General features: G+C 68.2%; 17 protein-coding genes, 1 tRNA gene and 1 pseudogene. 8 read left to right on the forward strand and 11 right to left on the reverse strand.

Translation table 11 applies throughout. The annotated features are described in order from the left end of the window. Positions 1-35 precede the first annotated feature (35 nt). Genes ACIRSU_RS20455 through dnaK form a run of 4 tightly spaced genes read right to left on the reverse strand, consistent with a single transcriptional unit; the run spans position 36 to position 4,199 of the window. Positions 36-500 carry a heat shock protein transcriptional repressor HspR gene (locus ACIRSU_RS20455; protein ID WP_403793998.1) on the reverse strand — a complete coding sequence of 155 codons (465 nt, stop codon included), beginning with the start codon at positions 498-500 and terminating at the stop codon, positions 36-38. 4 nt (positions 501-504) lie between these two features. After that, on the reverse strand, positions 505-1,686 hold the full coding sequence (gene dnaJ, locus ACIRSU_RS20460; RefSeq protein WP_403794000.1) for a molecular chaperone DnaJ: 1,182 nt from the start codon (positions 1,684-1,686) through the stop codon (positions 505-507). Positions 1,687-1,719: 33 nt separating this feature from the next. Next, positions 1,720-2,355 (reverse strand): nucleotide exchange factor GrpE, encoded by a 636-nt coding sequence (grpE, locus tag ACIRSU_RS20465; protein WP_403794002.1) that lies wholly within the window; start codon positions 2,353-2,355, stop codon positions 1,720-1,722. Then, positions 2,355-4,199, reverse strand: a complete 1,845-nt coding sequence (dnaK, locus tag ACIRSU_RS20470) for a molecular chaperone DnaK (RefSeq protein ID WP_403794004.1) — start codon at positions 4,197-4,199, stop codon at positions 2,355-2,357. The genes grpE and dnaK overlap by 1 nt, the downstream gene beginning before the upstream one ends. A 218-nt stretch (positions 4,200-4,417) precedes the next feature. Between dnaK and ACIRSU_RS20475 the strand changes: the two genes are divergently transcribed. The 3 genes from ACIRSU_RS20475 to ACIRSU_RS20485 all read left to right on the forward strand — a co-directional run bounded on the left by ACIRSU_RS20475 (position 4,418) and on the right by ACIRSU_RS20485 (position 8,412). Then, complete coding sequence (locus ACIRSU_RS20475; RefSeq protein WP_403794006.1) at positions 4,418-4,975, forward strand: sugar transferase; 558 nt, start codon at positions 4,418-4,420, stop codon at positions 4,973-4,975. A gap of 136 nt (positions 4,976-5,111) precedes the next feature. Then, positions 5,112-7,376, forward strand: coding sequence for a (Fe-S)-binding protein (locus ACIRSU_RS20480; protein WP_403794007.1), 2,265 nt, complete (start codon positions 5,112-5,114; stop codon positions 7,374-7,376). A gap of 154 nt (positions 7,377-7,530) precedes the next feature. After that, positions 7,531-8,412 (forward strand): Yip1 family protein, encoded by an 882-nt coding sequence (locus tag ACIRSU_RS20485; RefSeq protein WP_403794009.1) that lies wholly within the window; start codon positions 7,531-7,533, stop codon positions 8,410-8,412. A gap of 83 nt (positions 8,413-8,495) precedes the next feature. Here ACIRSU_RS20485 and ACIRSU_RS20490 read toward each other — a convergent pair whose 3' ends face one another. Together ACIRSU_RS20490 and dcd are read right to left on the reverse strand one after the other, a co-directional pair. Continuing rightward, positions 8,496-8,993 carry a phosphoribosyltransferase gene (locus tag ACIRSU_RS20490; RefSeq protein ID WP_403794011.1) on the reverse strand — a complete coding sequence of 166 codons (498 nt, stop codon included), beginning with the start codon at positions 8,991-8,993 and terminating at the stop codon, positions 8,496-8,498. A gap of 13 nt (positions 8,994-9,006) precedes the next feature. Then, a complete protein-coding gene (gene dcd, locus ACIRSU_RS20495; RefSeq protein ID WP_403794013.1) occupies positions 9,007-9,582 on the reverse strand; it encodes a dCTP deaminase in 576 nt (191 codons plus the stop codon). Between the two features lie 407 nt (positions 9,583-9,989). On the opposite strand from dcd, the gene ACIRSU_RS20500 reads away from it, so the two are divergent. The 3 genes from ACIRSU_RS20500 to ACIRSU_RS20510 all read left to right on the forward strand — a co-directional run bounded on the left by ACIRSU_RS20500 (position 9,990) and on the right by ACIRSU_RS20510 (position 11,567). Further along, positions 9,990-10,060, forward strand: a tRNA-Gly gene (locus tag ACIRSU_RS20500). A gap of 222 nt (positions 10,061-10,282) precedes the next feature. Then, entirely contained in the window at positions 10,283-11,023 is a 741-nt protein-coding gene (locus ACIRSU_RS20505; protein WP_403794015.1) for a hypothetical protein, read from the forward strand. 46 nt (positions 11,024-11,069) lie between these two features. Further along, positions 11,070-11,567, forward strand: a complete 498-nt coding sequence (locus ACIRSU_RS20510; RefSeq protein ID WP_403794016.1) for a hypothetical protein — start codon at positions 11,070-11,072, stop codon at positions 11,565-11,567. A 44-nt stretch (positions 11,568-11,611) separates the two neighbouring features. On the opposite strand, the pseudogene ACIRSU_RS20515 reads toward ACIRSU_RS20510, so the two are convergent. From ACIRSU_RS20515 to ACIRSU_RS20530, 4 genes and pseudogenes are all read right to left on the reverse strand, one after another. Beyond that, positions 11,612-11,911, reverse strand: a pseudogene (locus ACIRSU_RS20515) (site-specific integrase); the annotation flags it as partial. A gap of 62 nt (positions 11,912-11,973) precedes the next feature. Continuing rightward, positions 11,974-12,330 carry a hypothetical protein gene (locus ACIRSU_RS20520; protein WP_403794018.1) on the reverse strand — a complete coding sequence of 119 codons (357 nt, stop codon included), beginning with the start codon at positions 12,328-12,330 and terminating at the stop codon, positions 11,974-11,976. A 4-nt stretch (positions 12,331-12,334) separates the two neighbouring features. Then, on the reverse strand, positions 12,335-12,943 hold the full coding sequence (locus tag ACIRSU_RS20525; RefSeq protein WP_403794020.1) for a GNAT family N-acetyltransferase: 609 nt from the start codon (positions 12,941-12,943) through the stop codon (positions 12,335-12,337). Between the two features lie 23 nt (positions 12,944-12,966). Beyond that, the gene (locus ACIRSU_RS20530) at positions 12,967-13,719 is read right to left on the reverse strand and encodes a hypothetical protein (RefSeq protein WP_403794022.1); all 753 of its coding nucleotides are present in this window, start codon (positions 13,717-13,719) and stop codon (positions 12,967-12,969) included. Between ACIRSU_RS20530 and ACIRSU_RS20535 the strand changes: the two genes are divergently transcribed. Then, positions 13,718-14,116, forward strand: a complete 399-nt coding sequence (locus tag ACIRSU_RS20535; RefSeq protein ID WP_403794023.1) for a DHHA1 domain-containing protein — start codon at positions 13,718-13,720, stop codon at positions 14,114-14,116. The genes ACIRSU_RS20530 and ACIRSU_RS20535 overlap by 2 nt on opposite strands. A 779-nt stretch (positions 14,117-14,895) precedes the next feature. Here the strand turns inward: ACIRSU_RS20535 and ACIRSU_RS20540 are convergent. Further along, positions 14,896-15,372 carry a hypothetical protein gene (locus ACIRSU_RS20540; protein ID WP_403794024.1) on the reverse strand — a complete coding sequence of 159 codons (477 nt, stop codon included), beginning with the start codon at positions 15,370-15,372 and terminating at the stop codon, positions 14,896-14,898. 209 nt (positions 15,373-15,581) lie between these two features. Here ACIRSU_RS20540 and ACIRSU_RS20545 point away from each other — a divergent pair, with 209 nt between their 5' ends. Next, entirely contained in the window at positions 15,582-18,416 is a 2,835-nt protein-coding gene (locus ACIRSU_RS20545; RefSeq protein ID WP_403794025.1) for a toll/interleukin-1 receptor domain-containing protein, read from the forward strand. Positions 18,417-18,418 lie beyond the last annotated feature (2 nt).

Raw genomic sequence — 18,418 nt, forward strand, 5'->3', positions numbered from 1 at the left:
AGGGGACCTCGTCACGAGAGTCCGGGCAGAGAGACCTACTCGCCGCGCTTGTGCCCCGGGCGCCACACCACCAGGGCGCTCGCCTGCTGCACATCGGTGTACGGGACCAGGTCACGCCGGTACGAGGCGTGGACCTGGGCCTCGCGCTGGCGCATCGCCTGGGCCGCGCCCTCGACCGCCGTCGACAGCTCGGCCACGCGGGCCTGGAGGGCCGCGACCTGGTTCTCCAGTTCGATGATGCGCTTGATGCCGGCCAGGTTGATGCCCTCGTCCTGCGACAGCTGCTGGACGGTGCGCAGCAGTTCGATGTCGCGGGCCGAGTAGCGGCGGCCCCGGCCCGCCGTGCGGTCCGGCGAGACCAGGCCGAGGCGGTCGTACTGACGGAGCGTCTGCGGGTGCAGGCCGGACAGCTGGGCCGCCACCGAGATGACGTACACCGGGGTCTCGTCCGTCAGTTCGTAGGCCCTACCGCCAAATCCGGGCTGTCGGCGACGGTCCATCTGCTCATGCTCCCTTCGCGGCCTGGAACAGCTCTGCCCTGGGGTCCTCGCCCGCCGTTGCCTCGCGGAACGTCTCCAGGGCCTCACGTGCCTTGTCGTCGAGTTCCGTGGGCACCGCGACCTCGACCGTGATCAGCAGGTCGCCGCGGGTGCCGTCCTTGCGGACGGCGCCCTTGCCGCGGGCGCGCATGGTGCGGCCGTTGGGGGTGCCCGCGGGCAGCTTCAGCGTCACCGCGGGGCCGCCCAGCGTCGGCACCCTGATCTCGCCGCCGAGCGCCGCCTCGTCGAACGTGACGGGCACCGTGACGGTGAGGTTGTCGTCCTTGCGGCCGAACACCGGGTGGGCGTCGACGTGCACGACGACGTACAGGTCGCCGTTCGGCCCGCCGCGCTCGCCCGGCGCGCCCTTGCCGCGCAGCCGGATCTTCTGGTTGTCGGACACGCCCGCCGGGATCCGCACCTGCATGGTGCGGGACGACTTGGCGCGGCCGCTGCCGTGGCAGACCTCGCAGGGGTTCTCGGCGATCAGGCCGCGGCCCTTGCAGTCCCGGCAGGGGTCGGTCAGCGAGAAGCCGCCGCCGCTGCCGCGCGAGACCTGTCCGGTGCCGACGCAGGTCGGGCACACCCGCGGGGTGCCGTTCTTGTCGCCGGTGCCCGAACACGCCTTGCAGGGCTGCTGGCTGGACATCCGCAGCGGGACGGTGGCGCCCTCGATGGCCTCGGTGAAGCTGAGCGTCACCTCGGACTCGATGTCCTGGCCGCGCCGCGGCTGCGTGCGCGCGCCCGCGCCGCCGCCCCGGTTGAACAGGCCGCCGAAGACGTCCCCGAGGCCGCCGCCGCCGAAGCCGCCGGCTCCGCCGGCCCCGCCCTGGGCGCCCCCGAAGAGGTCGCCCAGGTCGAAGTTGAACGAGCCGCCCGCGCCCGGGCCGCCCGCTCGGAAGCCGCCGTTGCCGAAGAGGGCACGCGCGTCGTCGTACTCCTTGCGCTTCTTCGGGTCGCCGAGGACGTCGGCCGCCTCGGAGATCTCCTTGAAGCGCTCCTCGGCCTTGGTGTCGCCCTTGTTGGCGTCCGGGTGGTTCTCGCGGGCGAGCTTCCGGTACGCCTTCTTGATCTCGGCGTCGCTGGCGTCCTTGGGGACGCCGAGAACCTTGTAGTAGTCCTTCTCGACGAAGTCCTTCGTGCTCATCGACGTCCCTCCTCCCGCTCCCGGGTACGGCTCTTAATCGCTGTCCTTCTCGGAGTCGTCGGACTCCTCCGCCTTGCCGGCGGCCGGAGCCGCGCCCGGCTGCGGCTCGGCGACGGCCACCCGCGCGGGGCGGATGGTGCGCTCCCCGATCCGGTACCCCGGCTGCAGGATCGCCACGCAGGTCGTCTCGGTGACGTCCGGCGCGTACGAGTGCATCAGGGCCTCGTGGATCGTCGGGTCGAAGGGCTCGCCCTCCTTGCCGAACTGCTGGAGGCCCATCTTGGCGGCGACGGTCTCCAGGGACTCGGCGACCGACTTGAACCCGCCCACGAGCTCGCCGTGGTCCCGGGCCCGGCCGATGTCGTCGAGCACGGGAAGGAGTTCGGTCAGGAGGTTCGCGACGGCGATCTCCTTGACCGTGACCCGGTCCCGCTCCACACGGCGGCGGTAGTTCTGGTACTCGGCCTGGAGCCGCTGGAGGTCACCGGTGCGCTCACCGAGCGCCGTACGGGCCTGGTCCAGCTGCGCCAGCAGGGCTACGTCCGTAGCGTCCCCGGCCGGGGCCGCCCCCTCCGCCTTCGCGGCGGAGTCGGCGGCCTTCGGCTCCTCGGGCGTGCCGTCGGCGGGGACGTCGGGCTTCTCCTCGAAGCCCGGGGTCTCCTCCGACATCAGGCAGCGCCGCCCTTCGGCTTGTCCTCGTCGACGATCTCGGCGTCGACGACGTCGTCGTCGGCGTGGGCCTGCTGGGCACCCTCGGCGCCGGCGGCACCCGCGGCGCCCTGGGCGTCGGCGTACATGGCCTGGCCGAGCTTCTGGGAGACGGCCGCGACCTTCTCGGTGGCGGTGCGGATCTCCGCGGTGTCCTCGCCCTTGAGCTTCTCCTTCAGCTCGGCGATCGCGGTCTCGACCTCGGTCTTGACCTCGGCCGGGACCTTCTCCGCGTTGTCCGCGAGGAACTTCTCCGTCTGGTAGACGAGCTGCTCGCCCTGGTTGCGGGTCTCGGCGGCCTCGCGGCGGCGGTGGTCCTCCTCCGCGTACTGCTCGGCCTCCTGGCGCATCCGGTCGACCTCGTCCTTCGGCAGCGAGGAGCCGCCGGTGACGGTCATCTTCTGCTCCTTGCCCGTGCCCAGGTCCTTCGCGGTCACGTGCATGATGCCGTTGGCGTCGATGTCGAAGGCGACCTCGATCTGCGGGACGCCACGCGGGGCCGGCGGCAGACCGGTCAGCTCGAACATGCCGAGCTTCTTGTTGTACGCCGCGATCTCGCGCTCGCCCTGGTAGACCTGGATCTGCACGGACGGCTGGTTGTCCTCGGCCGTCGTGAAGATCTCGGAGCGCTTGGTCGGGATCGTGGTGTTGCGCTCGATCAGCTTGGTCATGATGCCGCCCTTGGTCTCGATGCCGAGGGACAGCGGGGTCACGTCGAGGAGCAGGACGTCCTTGACCTCACCCTTGAGGACACCGGCCTGGAGGGTGGCGCCGATGGCGACGACCTCGTCCGGGTTCACACCCTTGTTGGCCTCCTTGCCGCCGGTCAGCTCCTTGACGAGCTCGGCGACGGCCGGCATGCGGGTGGAGCCACCGACGAGAACGACGTGGTCGATCTCGGAGAGCTGGATGCCCGCGTCCTTGATGACGTTGTGGAACGGGGTCTTGCAGCGCTCGAGCAGGTCGGCGGTCAGCTGCTGGAACTGGGCGCGGGTGAGCTTCTCGTCCAGGTGCAGCGGGCCCTCGGCGGACGCCGTGATGTAGGGCAGGTTGATCGTGGTCTCCGTGGAGGAGGACAGCTCGATCTTCGCCTTCTCGGCGGCCTCGCGCAGACGCTGCAGGGCCATCTTGTCCTTGGACAGGTCGACGCCGTGGCCGTTGGCGAACTGCTTCACCAGGTAGTCGACGACGCGCTGGTCCCAGTCGTCACCACCGAGGTGGTTGTCGCCGTTGGTGGCCTTCACCTCGACGACGCCGTCGCCGATCTCCAGGAGGGACACGTCGAAGGTGCCGCCACCGAGGTCGAAGACGAGGATGGTCTGGTCGTCCTTGTCGAGGCCGTACGCCAGGGCGGCGGCGGTCGGCTCGTTGACGATGCGCAGGACGTTGAGGCCCGCGATCTCGCCGGCCTCCTTGGTGGCCTGGCGCTCGGAGTCGTTGAAGTACGCCGGGACGGTGATGACCGCGTCGGTCACCTTCTCGCCCAGGTACGCCTCGGCGTCGCGCTTCAGCTTCTGGAGGATGAAGGCCGACATCTGCTGCGGGTTGAAGCTCTTCCCGTCCAGCTCGATCTTCCAGTCGGTGCCCATGTGGCGCTTCACGGACCGGATGGTCCGGTCGACGTTGGTGACCGCCTGACGCTTGGCGACCTCGCCGACGAGCACCTCGCCGTTCTTGGCGAAGGCGACGACGGACGGCGTGGTCCTGGCGCCCTCGGCGTTGGTGATGACGGTGGGCTCGCCGCCTTCCAGAACGCTGACGACGGAGTTAGTCGTACCCAGGTCGATGCCGACCGCACGTGCCATTTCGATTCCTCCAGCTGACTGACTTGAGTGGAACTGACTCAAGGATGCATGAGGGACGAGTGGGAGTCAACAGACCTGAGTGGAGCCGACTCAACTCTTCGCTCTGCGATCCACTCAACAGGAGGACGGACGCGCGTCATTCCCCGCCACCGGGACCCACCCGTGAGAAGGTCCGGACATATCCCATGTTCTCGCCCGGAACCGGAAAGTGTGGATGGATGACGGCGAAGCGCGCGCTGGACGTCAGGCGCACAGTGGACGTCAAGCGCCTCCTGGACGTCTCCGTCGGGCTCGCGCTTCTCGTCCTGCTGTCCCCGTTGATCGCCGCCGTCGCCCTGTCCCTGACCCTGGGCACCGGGGACACCGGCGCGGTGCTGCGCCGCCGCCCGGTCGCGGGCCGCGGCGGGACCACGTTCACGCTGCTGACCTTCCGCACGAAGAGCCCGCTGGCCTCGCTGCCGCTGCTGCTCCATGTCGTACGGGGCCGGATGTCACTGGTCGGGCCGTGCCCGCTGGCCCCCGGTCACCGGGAGTCCACCGGCGACGGGCGGCGCCGGCTCTCCGTACGGCCCGGAATGACCGGATTGTGGCAGATCAGCGGGCGCTCGGAGCTACCGTGGGAGGAGCGCGAGCTCCTGGACCTCCACTATGTGGACCATCACTGGCTGGGGATGGACCTGGCGATCCTGGCGCGTACGCTGCCAGCAGTCCGTAGACGTCGCAGGGCAGGCGGCACGGCGGGCCGGAGACCGGCCCGCACGGCAAGGGTTGCCTGAGCGACACAGATCACCGCAAGCTCCGCTACAGTGCGGCGCCCCCAACGGGTAATCTCAGCACGGACTCAATAAGTTACCGCTTAGTAGGCCCAGGCTTAGATAGGCCCCGAGCTGAGGCCCGCCCGAGGAGCCCCACATGCAACTCGCCGCGATCGTCGTGTCGATCGTCATCACGGTGGTAGCCGTCGCGCTGTTCGGCCGCGCCATCGCGCAGATCTACCGCTTCGTGCGGCTCGGTCAGCCGGTGCCCGCGGGCACGCGCACCGGCGACCCCAAGCAGCGCACCGTCACGCTGGTCAAGGAGTTCCTCGGCCACACCCGGATGAACCGCTGGGGCGTTGTCGGCGTGGCGCACTGGTTCGTGGCGGTGGGCTTCTTCTCGCTGCTGCTCACGATCGTCAACGCCTTCGGCCAGCTCTTCCAGGCCGACTGGCTGATCCCGATCATCGGCGACTGGCTGCCGTACGAGCTCTTCACCGAGTTCCTCGGCCTGATGACCGTCCTCGGCATCGTCACGCTCATCGTGATCCGCCAGCTCAGCAAGCCGACCCAGGCCGGCCGCAAGTCCCGCTTCGCCGGCTCCAAGACCGGCCAGGCGTACTTCGTCGAGGCCGTCATCCTCATCGTCGGCGTCTGCATCATGACGCTGCGCGCGCTCGAGGGCGTCCAGCACCACGTGACCAGCTGGGAGCCGGGCTTCTTCGCCTCGTACCCGCTGATCAGCGCGCTCCACGGTGCCGACCTGAGCACGATCCAGAACCTCACGTACTTCTTCGCGGCGCTCAAGATCGTCACGTCCTTCACCTGGATGATCACGGTCTCGCTCAACACCAACATGGGTGTCGCCTGGCACCGCTTCCTCGGCTTCCCGAACATCTGGTTCAAGCGCAACTCCGACGGCTCCACCGCCCTCGGCCCGCTGCAGCCGATGACCTCCGGCGGCAAGCCGATCGACTTCGAGGACCCGGGCGAGGACGACGTCTACGGCGTCTCCCAGGTCGAGCAGTTCTCCTGGAAGGGCATCCTCGACTTCTCCACCTGCACCGAGTGCGGCCGCTGCCAGTCGCAGTGCCCGGCCTGGAACACCGGCAAGCCGCTCTCGCCGAAGCTCCTCATCATGTCGCTGCGCGACCACGCCCACGCCAAGGCGCCCTACCTGCTCGCGGGTGGCGGCAAGACCATGGAGGGCGACGAGAAGGCGACCGCCGAGCAGCTCGCCTCGGTGCCGCAGGCGGCGCTGGACGAGGCCGAGCGCCCGCTGATCGGCACCGCCGAGGAGAACGGCGTCATCGACCCGGACGTCCTGTGGTCCTGCACCACCTGCGGCGCCTGCGTCGAGCAGTGCCCGGTCGACATCGAGCACATCGACCACATCGTCGACATGCGCCGCTACCAGGTCATGATCGAGTCCGCGTTCCCGTCCGAGGCGGGCACGATGCTCAAGAACCTGGAGAAGAAGGGCAACCCCTGGGGTCTCGCCAAGAAGCAGCGCGTCGAGTGGACCAAGGAGGTCGACTTCGAGGTCCCGATCGTCGGCAAGGACGTCGAGGACCTCACCGAGGTCGACTACCTCTACTGGGTCGGCTGCGCCGGCGCCCTGGAGGACCGCGCCAAGAAGACCACCAAGGCCTTCGCCGAGCTGCTGCACATCGCGGGCGTCAAGTTCGCGATCATGGGCGGCGAGGAGAAGTGCACCGGTGACTCGCCGCGCCGTCTGGGCAACGAGCCGCTGTTCCAGCAGCTCGGCCAGGAGAACGTCGCGATGCTGAACATGGCGTTCGGCGAGGATGACGAGGACGAGACGACCAAGAAGCCGAAGTCGGCGAAGAAGATCGTCTCCACCTGCCCGCACTGCTTCAACACCATCGCCAACGAGTACCCGCAGCTCGGCGGCGACTACGAGGTCATCCACCACACCCAGCTGCTCCAGCACCTCATCGACGAGGGCAAGCTGATCCCGGTGACCCCGGTCGAGGGCCTCATCACCTACCACGACCCGTGCTACCTGGGCCGCCACAACAAGGTCTACACGCCTCCGCGCGAGATCATGTCCGCCGTCCCCGGCCTGCGCCAGCAGGAGATGCACCGCCACAAGGAGCGCGGCTTCTGCTGCGGCGCCGGCGGCGCCCGGATGTGGATGGAGGAGCGGATCGGCAAGCGCATCAACAACGAGCGCGTCGACGAGGCCCTCTCCCTCAACCCGGACATCGTCTCCACCGCCTGCCCGTTCTGCCTCGTCATGCTGACCGACTCGGTCAACGGCAAGAAGAACGAGGGCAAGGCCAAGGAGTCCGTGACGGTCGTGGACGTGGCGCAGCTGCTGCTCGACTCGGTGAAGACGCCGGCGGAGCCGGAGGAGCCGGCGGCGGAGCCCGAGCCGGAGCCGGAGCCCGCGGCGTAGTCGCGGTCGGTACGCGTACGTGACGGAGGGCCGTCCCGCGAGATGCGGGGCGGCCCTTCGCCGTCCCCTAGGGGATGTCACAGCTCTGCCGCACTCTCCCCGTAGTCCCCCCGGAGGAGGCGAGACACCGTCAGGACCGGGTACGTTCATGGACGTGGCTGGATTCAGGAACGGACGCGGCCGGGCCGGTGGCCCCCCGCAACAACAACCGCAGCAGGCGCCGTACGGGTACCAGGCGCCCCCGCCGGGGTACCCGCAGCAGCAGCGCCGGCCGCGGCAGCAGGCACCGCGACAGCAGGCACCGCAGCAGCAGTGGTCGCAGCAGCAGGCGTACGGGGAGCCGGAGTACTTCGGCGAGCCGCACGCGCCGCAGGGCCAGTACCCGCAGCAGCACTACGCCGCGAACAACCCCGGCCACACCCAGGTCTTCAGCGTCCACGACGACCCGTACGGCCCGTACGGGGCCCAGGGCGCCCCTGCCCCCGTACCGAGCGGCCCGCGGCTGCCCTGGAAGGCCCTCCTGAGCGGCATCGTGCTGCGCCCGGCGGACACGTTCCTGCGGACGCGGGACCACGCCGTCTGGGGTCCGGCGCTGATCGTCACGTTCCTCTACGGCGCGCTCGCGATCTTCGGCTTCGACCAGGCCCGCGAGGAGGCGATCCACGCGACAATGTCGGCCGCCGTCCCGTACGTCCTCCTGACCGGCGTCGGCTTCGTCATCGGCGGCCTGATCCTGGGCGCCGTCACCCACACCGTGGCCCGTCAGCTCGGCGGCGACGGCGCCTGGCAGCCGACCGTCGGCCTGTCCATGCTGATCATGTCGATCACGGACGCCCCGCGCCTCCTCTTCGCCCTCTTCCTCGGCGGCGAGAACGGCCTCGTCCAGGTCGTCGGCTGGCTGACCTGGCTGGCGGCGGGCGCGCTCTTCACGGTGATGGTGAGCCGCTCGCACGACCTGCCGTGGCCGAAGGCCCTGGGCGCGTCGGCGATCCAGCTGGTGGCGCTGGTGAGCCTGATCAAGCTGGGCACGCTGTAGTCACCTGCGGTCGCGTACGGACATACGGGAGGGCCCCGCAGGCACGAAGCCTGCGGGGCCCTCCCGTATGTCCCTGTGGCGCCTCAGGCGTCGAGGACCTGGCCCTCGCGCTGGACGACCGGCGGCTCGACGCTCCACGGGAAGTTGATCCAGTCGTCGGTCTTCTTCCAGACGTACTCGCACTTCACGAGCGAGTGCGACTTCTCGTAGATGACCGCGGAACGGACCTCGGCGACGTGGGCGACGCAGAAGTCGTGCACGAGCTTGAGGGTCTTGCCGGTGTCGGCGACGTCGTCGGCGATCAGGACCTTCTTGTCGGAGAAGTCGATCGCGTTCGGGACGGGCGCGAGCATGACCGGCATCTCGAGCGTGGTACCCACACCGGTGTAGAACTCGACGTTGACCAGGTGGATGTTCTTGCAGTCCAGCGCGTAGGCCAGACCGCCGGCGACGAAGACACCGCCGCGGGCGATGGAGAGCACGATGTCGGGCTCGTAGCCGTCGTCGGCGATGGTCTGGGCGAGCTCGCGGATGGCGCGGCCGAAGCCCTCGTACGTCAGGTTCTCGCGTACTTCACTCATGCCCGCTACCGCCTCACACCTGGGTCCGATGGAAATTCACGAACGAACGGGAGGCCGTCGGCCCCCGCTGGCCCTGGTACCGGGAGCCGTAGCGCTCGCTCCCGTACGGGAACTCGGCCGGCGAGCTCAGCCGGAACATGCACAGCTGCCCGATCTTCATTCCCGGCCACAGCTTGATCGGCAGGGTGGCGAGGTTCGACAGCTCCAGGGTGACGTGCCCCGAGAAACCGGGGTCGATGAACCCGGCGGTCGAGTGCGTGACGAGCCCGAGCCGCCCCAGGGAGCTCTTGCCCTCCAGACGGGAGGCGATGTCGTCGGGCAGCGTGATGACCTCGTAGGTGGAGGCCAGCACGAACTCGCCCGGGTGCAGGATGAAGGCCTCGTCGCCCTCCGGCTCGACCTCGCGGGTCAGGTCCGCCTGCTCGACGGCGGGGTCGATGTGCGGGTAGCGGTGGTTCTCGAACACCCGGAAGAAGCGGTCAAGCCTCACGTCGATGCTCGAGGGCTGCACCATGGATTCTTCGTACGGGTCGATGCGCACCCGTCCGGCGTCGAGCTCGGCCCGGATGTCCTTGTCTGAGAGAAGCACCCTCCCACGATACGCAGAGGGCGCGAAGCTCCCCCAATCGGGAGACCTCCGCGCCCGCAGCCCTCAGCGCTGCTGGTGCTCCACGGGTACGGCGTGCCGCAGTCGCGCACACCGTGGACACCGGATGAGCCGCCCGGGCCCGATCCGCCCGGCCCCGAGCTGCTGCAGCGGGAACGAAGCGGTGCTGAACACGTGCCCCTCGGCACAACGGACGACGGTGCGCTCCATCGAACCCATCAAGTCCCTTCCCCGACAAGTGGTGGACGAGACAGCCACATTAGGGGATCCCCACCCCCGCTCCGCGGAGGGCACTCCGGAGGCCGGCGCGGAGAAGGGCGCTTCGCCTGACCTGCGGGATGGGGTACAGTGTGCAACGATGCGGCACTGATCATCAGGGCGGCATGTTCGCGGATGTAGTTTAATGGTAGAACATGAGCTTCCCAAGCTTATAGCGCGGGTTCGATTCCCGTCATCCGCTCTTGAACGAAGGCCCAGGTCAGAGACCTGGGCCTTCGTCGTTGTCTAGACCTCTCGGGGGTTGTCGTGCCCTCCGCGTGCCCCATCTCGCCCGAACTTCCTGTTCGGAGGGCACGTGGCGCACCACCTTGCACCACCTGCGTCAGAGTCCTGCCGAGGGGATCGCCGCCGGTCTCGGGAATCTCCTCATAAGAGGCCGACCGCGTGGCTAGCGTGTGGCGTCATGACCGACGCCGCATCCTCCAAGGCGGACCTCCTGACGTATCTGAACCGTCTGGAGTTACGTTTCGACTCGTCCGCTTCCTTGGTCGCCTCCGATGCCCACGACGACCCCGCAACACTGGAATGGAGCTGCCGCGCCGTCCTGCCCCTGTGGGAGCCGGACGACGAAGAGGCCGAAGCCGACAACGCGCGGCTCCTGGCTTCTGGCGTATCGCTGGCCCAGTCGTCCCGGGGCGAGGACCAGGAGCTGACGATCCTCACCATGTCCGGCCTCACGGTGGACCTGGGGCGAGTCGGGAGCATCTACATGTCGCTGGACGCGCGCGACGCCGACTATGAGCACTTCACACCGCTCTTCGACAAGTCGGGAGAGCTCGGCCTGCACCCCGATCTGGAGGAGGGCCTGGTGAGCGGCGAACAAGTCGTCATCATCGACCGGGTTCGGATCGCACCGGCGTGGCGCGGGTTGGGCGGGGTCGGCCGGTTGTTGATCGGCCGACTGCTCCGCTGGGTGGCCGGCCAAGCGGCGCTCGTGGCGACACATCCGTACCCAATCGACATCCCTGTCGGCGAACGAGAGGACACGGCACGGGAAGCGCGGGAACAGGCCGTGGTCCAGCGCACGTGGCGGTCCTTGGGGTTCGAGCCCTTCCGTGAGGACGTGTGGGTGATGCAGCCGCATATGCGCGACCACGACGACGCCGTCGAACGCTTGGAAACCGCGTTCGCCCAGCACCTCTGAGCCCGCCCGTACGGCCACACCAGAAGAGAGGACGAACAGGACCGCAATGCGTGAGTTCACCAACCACAGAGCGCGATCCCAGCTCAACGCCCTTTGCCGCTTCTACTTGGAGACCCAGGACTTCTCTGAAGCACATCCCGGGGCAACACTGGACGACTTCGAGCGGCACCTGCTTCAACAGATCGACGACTTGAAGGCGGAGCTGGAAGCCGGTGAAGAGGCGGCTGAGACCGCCGTCGTCACCAAGCCCCTGTCGGGACCTCTCGCGGACCCCGAACGCCAGCGCGCGTTCCGTCTGCTGCAGGAATCCGAGCCACCTGCAGTGGGCCCTGAGAGGGAAGCCTGGTGGGACCAGCGTCGGGCCGTGATGGCCGAGATCAAGCAGCAAGGGCTGACAGAAGCCCAGGACTGGAAGTGCCGCGATTGCGGCGCCCCGATCGGAGTAGCCTGCAGGACGGCTGGTGGCAGGCCCAAGAAGGAGCCGCACTTCCTCCGAGCCACCGACGCCCAAGCCCCCTACAGACACGCGTACGGTCTGCGCTGAAACCGGGCTGGGGGCCGGGACGAGAATGCGTCCCGGCCCCGGCCTCATGCTCCCCGAGCAGCAGGAGACGACTTGGTTGCCGCCTGCCGAGCAGCGCGGACCTTGGCGTCGATGCCTCCGGCGACCTCCTGCTGGCGGGCGTCGTCGGAGTGCTGGTAGATCATCGCGGCCTTCTCCGAGGACTGGCCGGCGCGGACCATCGTGTCCTTGAGCGTGGCGCCGGACTGGGTGGAGAGGGTGTGGCCCGTGTGCCGGAGGTCGTAGAAGCGGAAGTCCTTCGGCAGGCCGACCTTGGCGCGGGCCTTCGCCCACTTCCGCTCGAAGGTGGTGCGCCGGAACGGCGCTCAAGCCGCCCGATACACCGAACGAACGTGGGTTCCCAGGCGATGACCGGCCCGGAGGGCAATCAGCCACTACGCCGGTGACGGCCTCGCCCTCCTGCCGCGGAGCGGAGCTCGGGAGCGCGCCCGGGGGACGGTGCAGAGTGAGAGATCGCATCCTGGGCGCGGTGGGAGCGCCAGATTCGCGCCTGGAGTTCCTTGATGCAGGCGCCGCAGGCGTAGATGGGTGCCTGGGCTCCGGCGACGGTGGCCGGACCGATCCACAGGACTCTGGTGCGCTGCTGTCCGCAGTAGAGCCAGCAGACGCCGTCGACCCAGTCGTTGCCGTTGTCTGTGGCCGGCGGGTCGGGCAGGCCGCCGCGCGCGAATTCGGCGATGCCGGGGATCACCAAATGGTGCTGTAAGCCCGCCGCGGTGATCACGGGCTCACCTCTCCTGTCCGCGGTCCGCGTCAGGCGCGAGAGCGGGCGGCCGACCTTCGGTGTCGAGGCTGTCGATCGGGGTCCACTCGTGCTCCAGGATCGAGTAGGTGATCGAGTCCCGCCACGCGCCGCGGACGAAGACGTGGTCGCGGATGCAGCCGTCCTCGGTCATGCCCGCGCGCAGCAGAGTCCGCGCGGACGCCTCGTTGAGTGGTGAGCGGGCGGCCCAGATGCGGTGAAGGCCAAGCTTCGTGAAGCCGAGCGCGCACAGCAGGTGGACGGTCTCCGTCCCCAGACCGTTGCCCCACTCGCCCGGATACAGGGCAAAGCCGATGGTGGCCGCCTGCTGGGGTTCGGTCGCCAGGCGCGCGTAGCCGATCAGCCGGTGCTCGCCGCGCCGGGTGATCGCGAGGCAGTACTCGGTCCTCGGGGTGTCCGTGGCGGAGGCGAAGGATCGGTCGACGATCGCCTGGACCCGCTCGGGGGTACGGGGCTCGAAGCTGAGGTGCCGGGTGGCCTCGGGGCTGCCGTAGATGGCCAGGAGGGAGTCGATGTCCTCGGGTTCGACTTCGCGCAGGGCCATGCGGGGGCCAGCAAGGTGGACTGGGGTCATGGGCGCGGAGCTTACCTGCGGGGTCATCGGACGAGGACAGACGTCGGAGTGGCGGTGAAGGCTTCGATCTCCACGCGCAGATCGGCCGCCGCGCCGATGCTGCGGCGCCCTTCGGCGTGCAGAGCGGCGCGGACGCGTTGGGCGCTGCTGGTGATGCCGAAGTTCCGCTGCTCGATGGGGAGGTCGAGCACGGGGCGTACGGCCTCGATGGCGCCCTCGATCTCACCGCGGGCGATGCGGGCGAGGGCAAGGTCGGTCTGCGCGCCGGCCTCGTCGCCGAAGGCCCACTCGTCCTCGGCAGCGTCGCGGTACGCGGTGACGGCGGCTTCGGACCGGCTCTCGCCGAGCGCGGGGTCGTCGCCGAGGTGCACGATGGCTTCGGCGACGTAGTACAGCTGCCGGGGCACGGGGAAGGTCATGATGCCGCCGAAGGCGTCGAGGTCGTCGGGTTCGACGGCCGCGCGGGTGTCCTCGGCCTGCTGGATGGCGGTGCGGGTGGCGTCGGCATCGCCGATGAGGGCGTGGGCGCGTGCGGAGAGACAGGCGAGCCAGACGCCGGTCGTACCACGGACGTTACCGGCGACGTTCTGGCCGAGGGTGGCGTAGTCGGCGGCCTCGCCGGGGCGGCCAGCCCAGTAGGAGATGAGCGACTGCAGGAAACGGACCCAGGCGCGCATGGCGTGGTGGTCGGCGTTGTCGGCGCAGACGAAGGCGGTACGGGCCTGCATCATCGCGGCGCTCGGGTTGCCCAGGTCGTGGCTGGCCTTGGCGAGCATGCCGGAGGTGATCCCGGCGAGCAGGTACAGGCAGCTCGCCGCCTCGGCCCGCGCCATCGCCGGTGGCCAGATCGTCACCGAGAAGGTGACCGGACTCGGCCCGGACGAACTCCGCACACTGGCCCAGCACACCACCGGCTTCCTCGACGCCGGCCACGCCGTCGTCGTCCTCGGCACCGAGCACGACGGCAAGGCCCTTCTGGCCGCCGCGGTCACCCGCAGCCTCCACGACACCGGTATCGAGGCCAGCCGAATCCTCATCCCGGCCGCGCGTACGATCGGCGGCGGTGCCGGCGGCAAGGGCCCGGTAGCCAGCGCCGGCGGGCGTCGCGTCGAGGCCCTCGGCGAGGCCCTCGCCATCGCTGCCGAGGACGCCACCCGCGCCCTCAACCAGTAGCGAACCGGTTGTCGGTGCCGCATGCGGCACCGACAACCGTGTCACCGACCGTGTCCGCCCAAGGGTAGGTCTTTCAGGAGCACCACGGTCTCGTAGTTCGTCACGCCCCACCGCCAGGACCCGACCGGCATGTAGCCGCGCCTGCGATACCACCCGACCAGGTCAGCCGCCTGGGCCGACGTATCGATCACCACCTGCGAGGCCCCGAGCGCGCCGATACGTTCCTCCGCCAGGGCGAGCGGCCGCGGCCCGAGCCCCGTCCCGCGGTACTACGGATCCACCGCAAGCTGCCAGAACGACCCCGCACCGGCCGGAGCCGGATACCCCTCGGGCCCCAGGTATGGGGCCGCCACCGTCACGGTGCCCATCAGCTCAACCGCTCAGGGCGAGCCAGCACTCGCCCCTGCCCAGCCTGTAGGCCGTGTCCTCCGCCGACTGATACGAGGCGAAGAAGACCCGACCTTCGGCAGCATGGGCGGAATAGGCACGGTGAAGCAGACGCGTCAGCGCCGCAACAGAGTCACCCTCGACGAACGAACTGTGACCGGCTCACGACTTCCGAGCCACGTCGACATGCCGACTGGCGATCTGGACACGCGATCAATTATCGGCTGCAAAGCACGAAGCTGCCTGCTGAGCTCCCGAGCAGCCATGGCACCGGGCCCGCCCCCACTGACGTGCGCTGACGGCAGGCGGGACGGATCACCGGCTTGGGCCTGCGACATTGATCAGACCTGTACTGGCCTGCCGCTCCTCCGCCGGCTCATCCACCCAAGGCACTACTGCGGAATCTCCGAGGCTGACTGCTGCGGCACCCGTACGGTGATCAGGTCACCCACCCCCGCCACCTCGTTCAATGTCTGCGCAAGCCCTAGCAGCACTTGACGCACCGACTCAATCTCCGCACGTAGTTCCGCCGCACGCCCCCAGCGACGCTCATGGGCGACCGGATCGACATGCTCAGCACGCCGCGCTTCGTGGGCGGCCAGCAGTGGGTGCCACCGGCTGAGCAGAGGCCGAATGGAGTGGTTCAGGACATTCACCGCCAGGACACCGAAGGTCATTTTTCCGGGTGCCACCCTCGGCGCGACCGCTGGGCCGTACCGTCGCAGAATCTCCCGTGTCGTCCCGAACACCGTGTACAGCGAGGACAGCGCCTCTCGCAATAGCCCCTCGTCCGGTCCGAGTTCTACGACTGAAACACGCGTGGCCAGTTCGACGTACAGCTCCCAAGCGGCTTCCCGCTCCGAGTCCACGGGCTCCCATACACCACTGATCTCCCCAACGAAGGGAAGGGAGAGCTTGACTGAAATTTGCTGCGGCCGGAAGCCGCTGCTCCCGGTCCGCCGCCGCCGTAACCGTTGTCGCAAACTCATCCCCGAGACCTTCCCTGGTAACGAACTACCCATGCCACCCTATGAGTTGCAGCGACTCGTGCAAGCCGGGAACTCATGAGGACACGATCTTGGAACGCGACGCATTCATCTCCTACAGCCACAAACGGGACGTACCCCTGGCCGATGCCCTCCAGAAGGGGCTGCACGACATACTCCGGACACCGTTGCTGCGCCGTCCCGGAGTCAGGGTCTTCCGGGACACCACCAGTCTTGCCGCCAGCCATGACCTCAGTGGTTCCATCAAGGCCGCCTTGGCGGAGTCCCGTTACTTCATCTACCTCGCCTCTCCCGAGGCTGCGGAGTCGCGTTGGGTCCGCGAGGAGATCCGGTACTGGCGACACAACCATGGCATGAAACAGTTCCTCATCGCCCTCAGCGATGGGCATATCGCCTGGAACTCAACTGCAGTCGACTTCGACTGGGACCTCACGACCGCCCTCCCTCAGGAACTACGTGGCGCCTTCACCAGCGAGCCCCTCTGGGTGGACCTCAGGTCGTTCCGTGACAGCGGTGAGCGTTCCATGGCTCCAGGCGAGCCATTCCGAGACAGGGTCGCCAGCCTCGCGGCGCCGCTCCACGGGCTACCGAAGGACGCCCTGGACAGCGAGGACCTGCGCATGCAGCGAAAGGCCGTCCGCCGCCTACGCTCCTTCGTGGCCGGCCTCACCGTTCTGGCCATAGCCACCGCCGGTGCCGGTCTCTTTGCCTGGCAACAACGTGCGGAAGCCCTTGCACGCGCACGCACCTCTGCCTCCCAGGCACTTGCGGCCCGCGCGCTCGACACGGCTGGCAAGGACCCCCGCAAAGCCGCGCAGTTCGCGTTGTACGCTCAGGCGGTCAAACCCACCGGCGAGTCCGCGCAGGCACTAGCTCAAGCAGTCGTAGCGAACGACAGCGTGACCCGGCACCTCCAAGCAGGCCACGAAGAAGTCGCCAATAACCACGGTGTGGCCCATGCCAACGCAACGAAGGTGGCCATCAGCCGAGACGGGGGCATGCTGGCCTACTACTCGGACTTCGATCCCGACGTCGCGCGCAGCTCGTCGAGTCACATCCACCTCTACAACATCAGGGCTGACAAGGCGCTACCCCACCTTGAGGGTGGGACCTGGCCGCAGGACGGCGGCGGGATGGAGTTCAGCGCGGACGGACGGACCCTGGCGGTGGAAGAGCCGTACAACCGGATCAGCATCTGGGATGTATCCGGTCGGAAGGTCCTGCGGACGATCACTGCCAGCAACGGCGAGGAGATGGCTACAGCGTTCAAGCGGCTTCGGGCGTTCGCCTTCTCCCGCGACGGGCAGCGAGTCGCTGCCGCGTTCTTCTCTCCCAATGAGCCAGAGTACGGATTCCACGTCGCCGTGTGGGACGCGACGACGGGGCGCCAGCTCGTCAAGGAGCCCGCTACACCCAATTCCCTCACCCTTGGGTTCGACAGCTCGAACCGCCTCCTCGCCTTCGACACTCAGGCTGGGACGCTCCGGACTCTCGAGCGAGACTCGACTTCTTGGACGGCCCCCCGGAAGATCCCTGGCATCCCCCACCAAGAAATGGCGCAGGCCACCCTTTCAGCCGATGGTTCCACCGTGTACTTGGGCGAGCAGCATGAGCTCTGGGACCTGAACAAGGGACAGCGACTGGCTAAAACCAACAACGTCGACGTGATGTCCATGCCCGACACAGGGGACGGGGCACTTTATGCCGCCGACGGACAGAGAGTGACTGTGTACGACACCGCTCTGCGTCCTCAGCGGGTCCTTGGCTCCTTCACCTGGCCTGTGGCCAGCATCTCGGTTTCCGGCGACGGCCGTTGGGTCGCCAGTGGCTCACGTGACGGCGCAGTATCCCTCTTCTCCACGACAAGCTTCCAGGCAGGTACACCCCTGCCGAACAGCTCGAAGATCACGCCGGCTGAGCTGGCCCCTGATGACCGGACGGCTTACCGCACGGGGAAATCAGGCACAGAGGTGTGGGCAGTCACTGGCCAAGGCGTCCAAAAGCTCGGTCGCCTACCGCTGCAACTCGTCAGACAGCCCCTCCGCGTGGACACCGTAATCGCCTCGCTCAACGGCGTCCGTGCCATCGTGGTCCAGAACGGAGCGCTGTCACTCTGGGACCTCCGCACCGGCAGCCAGTTGGGACGCCAGTCGCCTGGCAGTGCCGATTTTGAGCCGTTGGGATTCCTGCCAGACGGCATTCATATCGTCGGAACCACAGAGGAGGAGGTACAAATCGTAAACACCGAGTCCTGGGACGTTCTCCAGTCCAAACCGTTCCGGCGCGACGACGGCGACGCGGCCATGTCCCTCAGCGCAGACCGCTCCACCCTGGCTCGTGTTGCGGAGGAAAAGCTGACGGTCTTCAGATGGGCTGGGCCAGAGGAGGGAATGCGGCAGGTACGCGAGATCTCCATCTCGGCCATGTGGACCATGTACGGGCACGACGTCGTCGTCAGCGCCAAGGGGGAACGGGTCGCCGTCATCAACTTCGACGGACTCATCTCCGTACTCGATGTATCCACCGGAGCTTTCGCGCGCAGCACATCCGTGTCGAGCCGCGAGTCGGCCCTGGCTTTCAGTAGCGACAATGTCTTCCTCGTCCAGGCCACTGCTTCAGGGAAGGACTCTCGGTTGCAGTTCTGGGACACAGCTACCGGCGAGTCCCGCGGCTCCTGGACACTTCCGAAGAACGGCACCGACTCGGACAGCGCGATCGCGCGTCTCCTCACGAACGATGGCGGCACTGTGACCGCTCTAGGGCGTGACGGCAGTTTGGTGCGCCGCACGATCGATGTGGCGAGCTGGAAGGGGGTGCTCTGCAGCCTCGTCCCCGACACACTTCCCGAGGAGGAGTACAACCGGTACCTGGGTGGCCTGGATGTAGAGGCTCCCTGCCACCGATGATC

The sequence above is a fragment of the Streptomyces sp. NPDC101160 genome, assembly GCF_044768205.1.
Classification (GTDB): Bacteria; Actinomycetota; Actinomycetes; order Streptomycetales; family Streptomycetaceae; genus Streptomyces.

What these genes read in the sequence shown, in the direction of transcription:
- ACIRSU_RS20530 (WP_403794022.1), bottom strand. Translation starts at nt 13,719, where the DNA reads ATGCTCGCCAAGGCCAGCCACGACCTGGGCAACCCGAGCGCCGCGATG.
- ACIRSU_RS20510 (WP_403794016.1), top strand. Translation starts at nt 11,070, where the DNA reads ATGCGTGAGTTCACCAACCACAGAGCGCGATCCCAGCTCAACGCCCTT.
- ACIRSU_RS20525 (WP_403794020.1), bottom strand. Translation starts at nt 12,943, where the DNA reads ATGACCCCAGTCCACCTTGCTGGCCCCCGCATGGCCCTGCGCGAAGTC.
- ACIRSU_RS20490 (WP_403794011.1), bottom strand. Translation starts at nt 8,993, where the DNA reads ATGAGTGAAGTACGCGAGAACCTGACGTACGAGGGCTTCGGCCGCGCC.
- grpE (WP_403794002.1), bottom strand. Translation starts at nt 2,355, where the DNA reads ATGTCGGAGGAGACCCCGGGCTTCGAGGAGAAGCCCGACGTCCCCGCC.
- ACIRSU_RS20535 (WP_403794023.1), top strand. Translation starts at nt 13,718, where the DNA reads ATGCCGGAGGTGATCCCGGCGAGCAGGTACAGGCAGCTCGCCGCCTCG.
- ACIRSU_RS20480 (WP_403794007.1), top strand. Translation starts at nt 5,112, where the DNA reads ATGCAACTCGCCGCGATCGTCGTGTCGATCGTCATCACGGTGGTAGCC.
- ACIRSU_RS20505 (WP_403794015.1), top strand. Translation starts at nt 10,283, where the DNA reads ATGACCGACGCCGCATCCTCCAAGGCGGACCTCCTGACGTATCTGAAC.
- ACIRSU_RS20475 (WP_403794006.1), top strand. Translation starts at nt 4,418, where the DNA reads ATGACGGCGAAGCGCGCGCTGGACGTCAGGCGCACAGTGGACGTCAAG.
- ACIRSU_RS20455 (WP_403793998.1), bottom strand. Translation starts at nt 500, where the DNA reads ATGGACCGTCGCCGACAGCCCGGATTTGGCGGTAGGGCCTACGAACTG.
- dnaJ (WP_403794000.1), bottom strand. Translation starts at nt 1,686, where the DNA reads ATGAGCACGAAGGACTTCGTCGAGAAGGACTACTACAAGGTTCTCGGC.
- dnaK (WP_403794004.1), bottom strand. Translation starts at nt 4,199, where the DNA reads ATGGCACGTGCGGTCGGCATCGACCTGGGTACGACTAACTCCGTCGTC.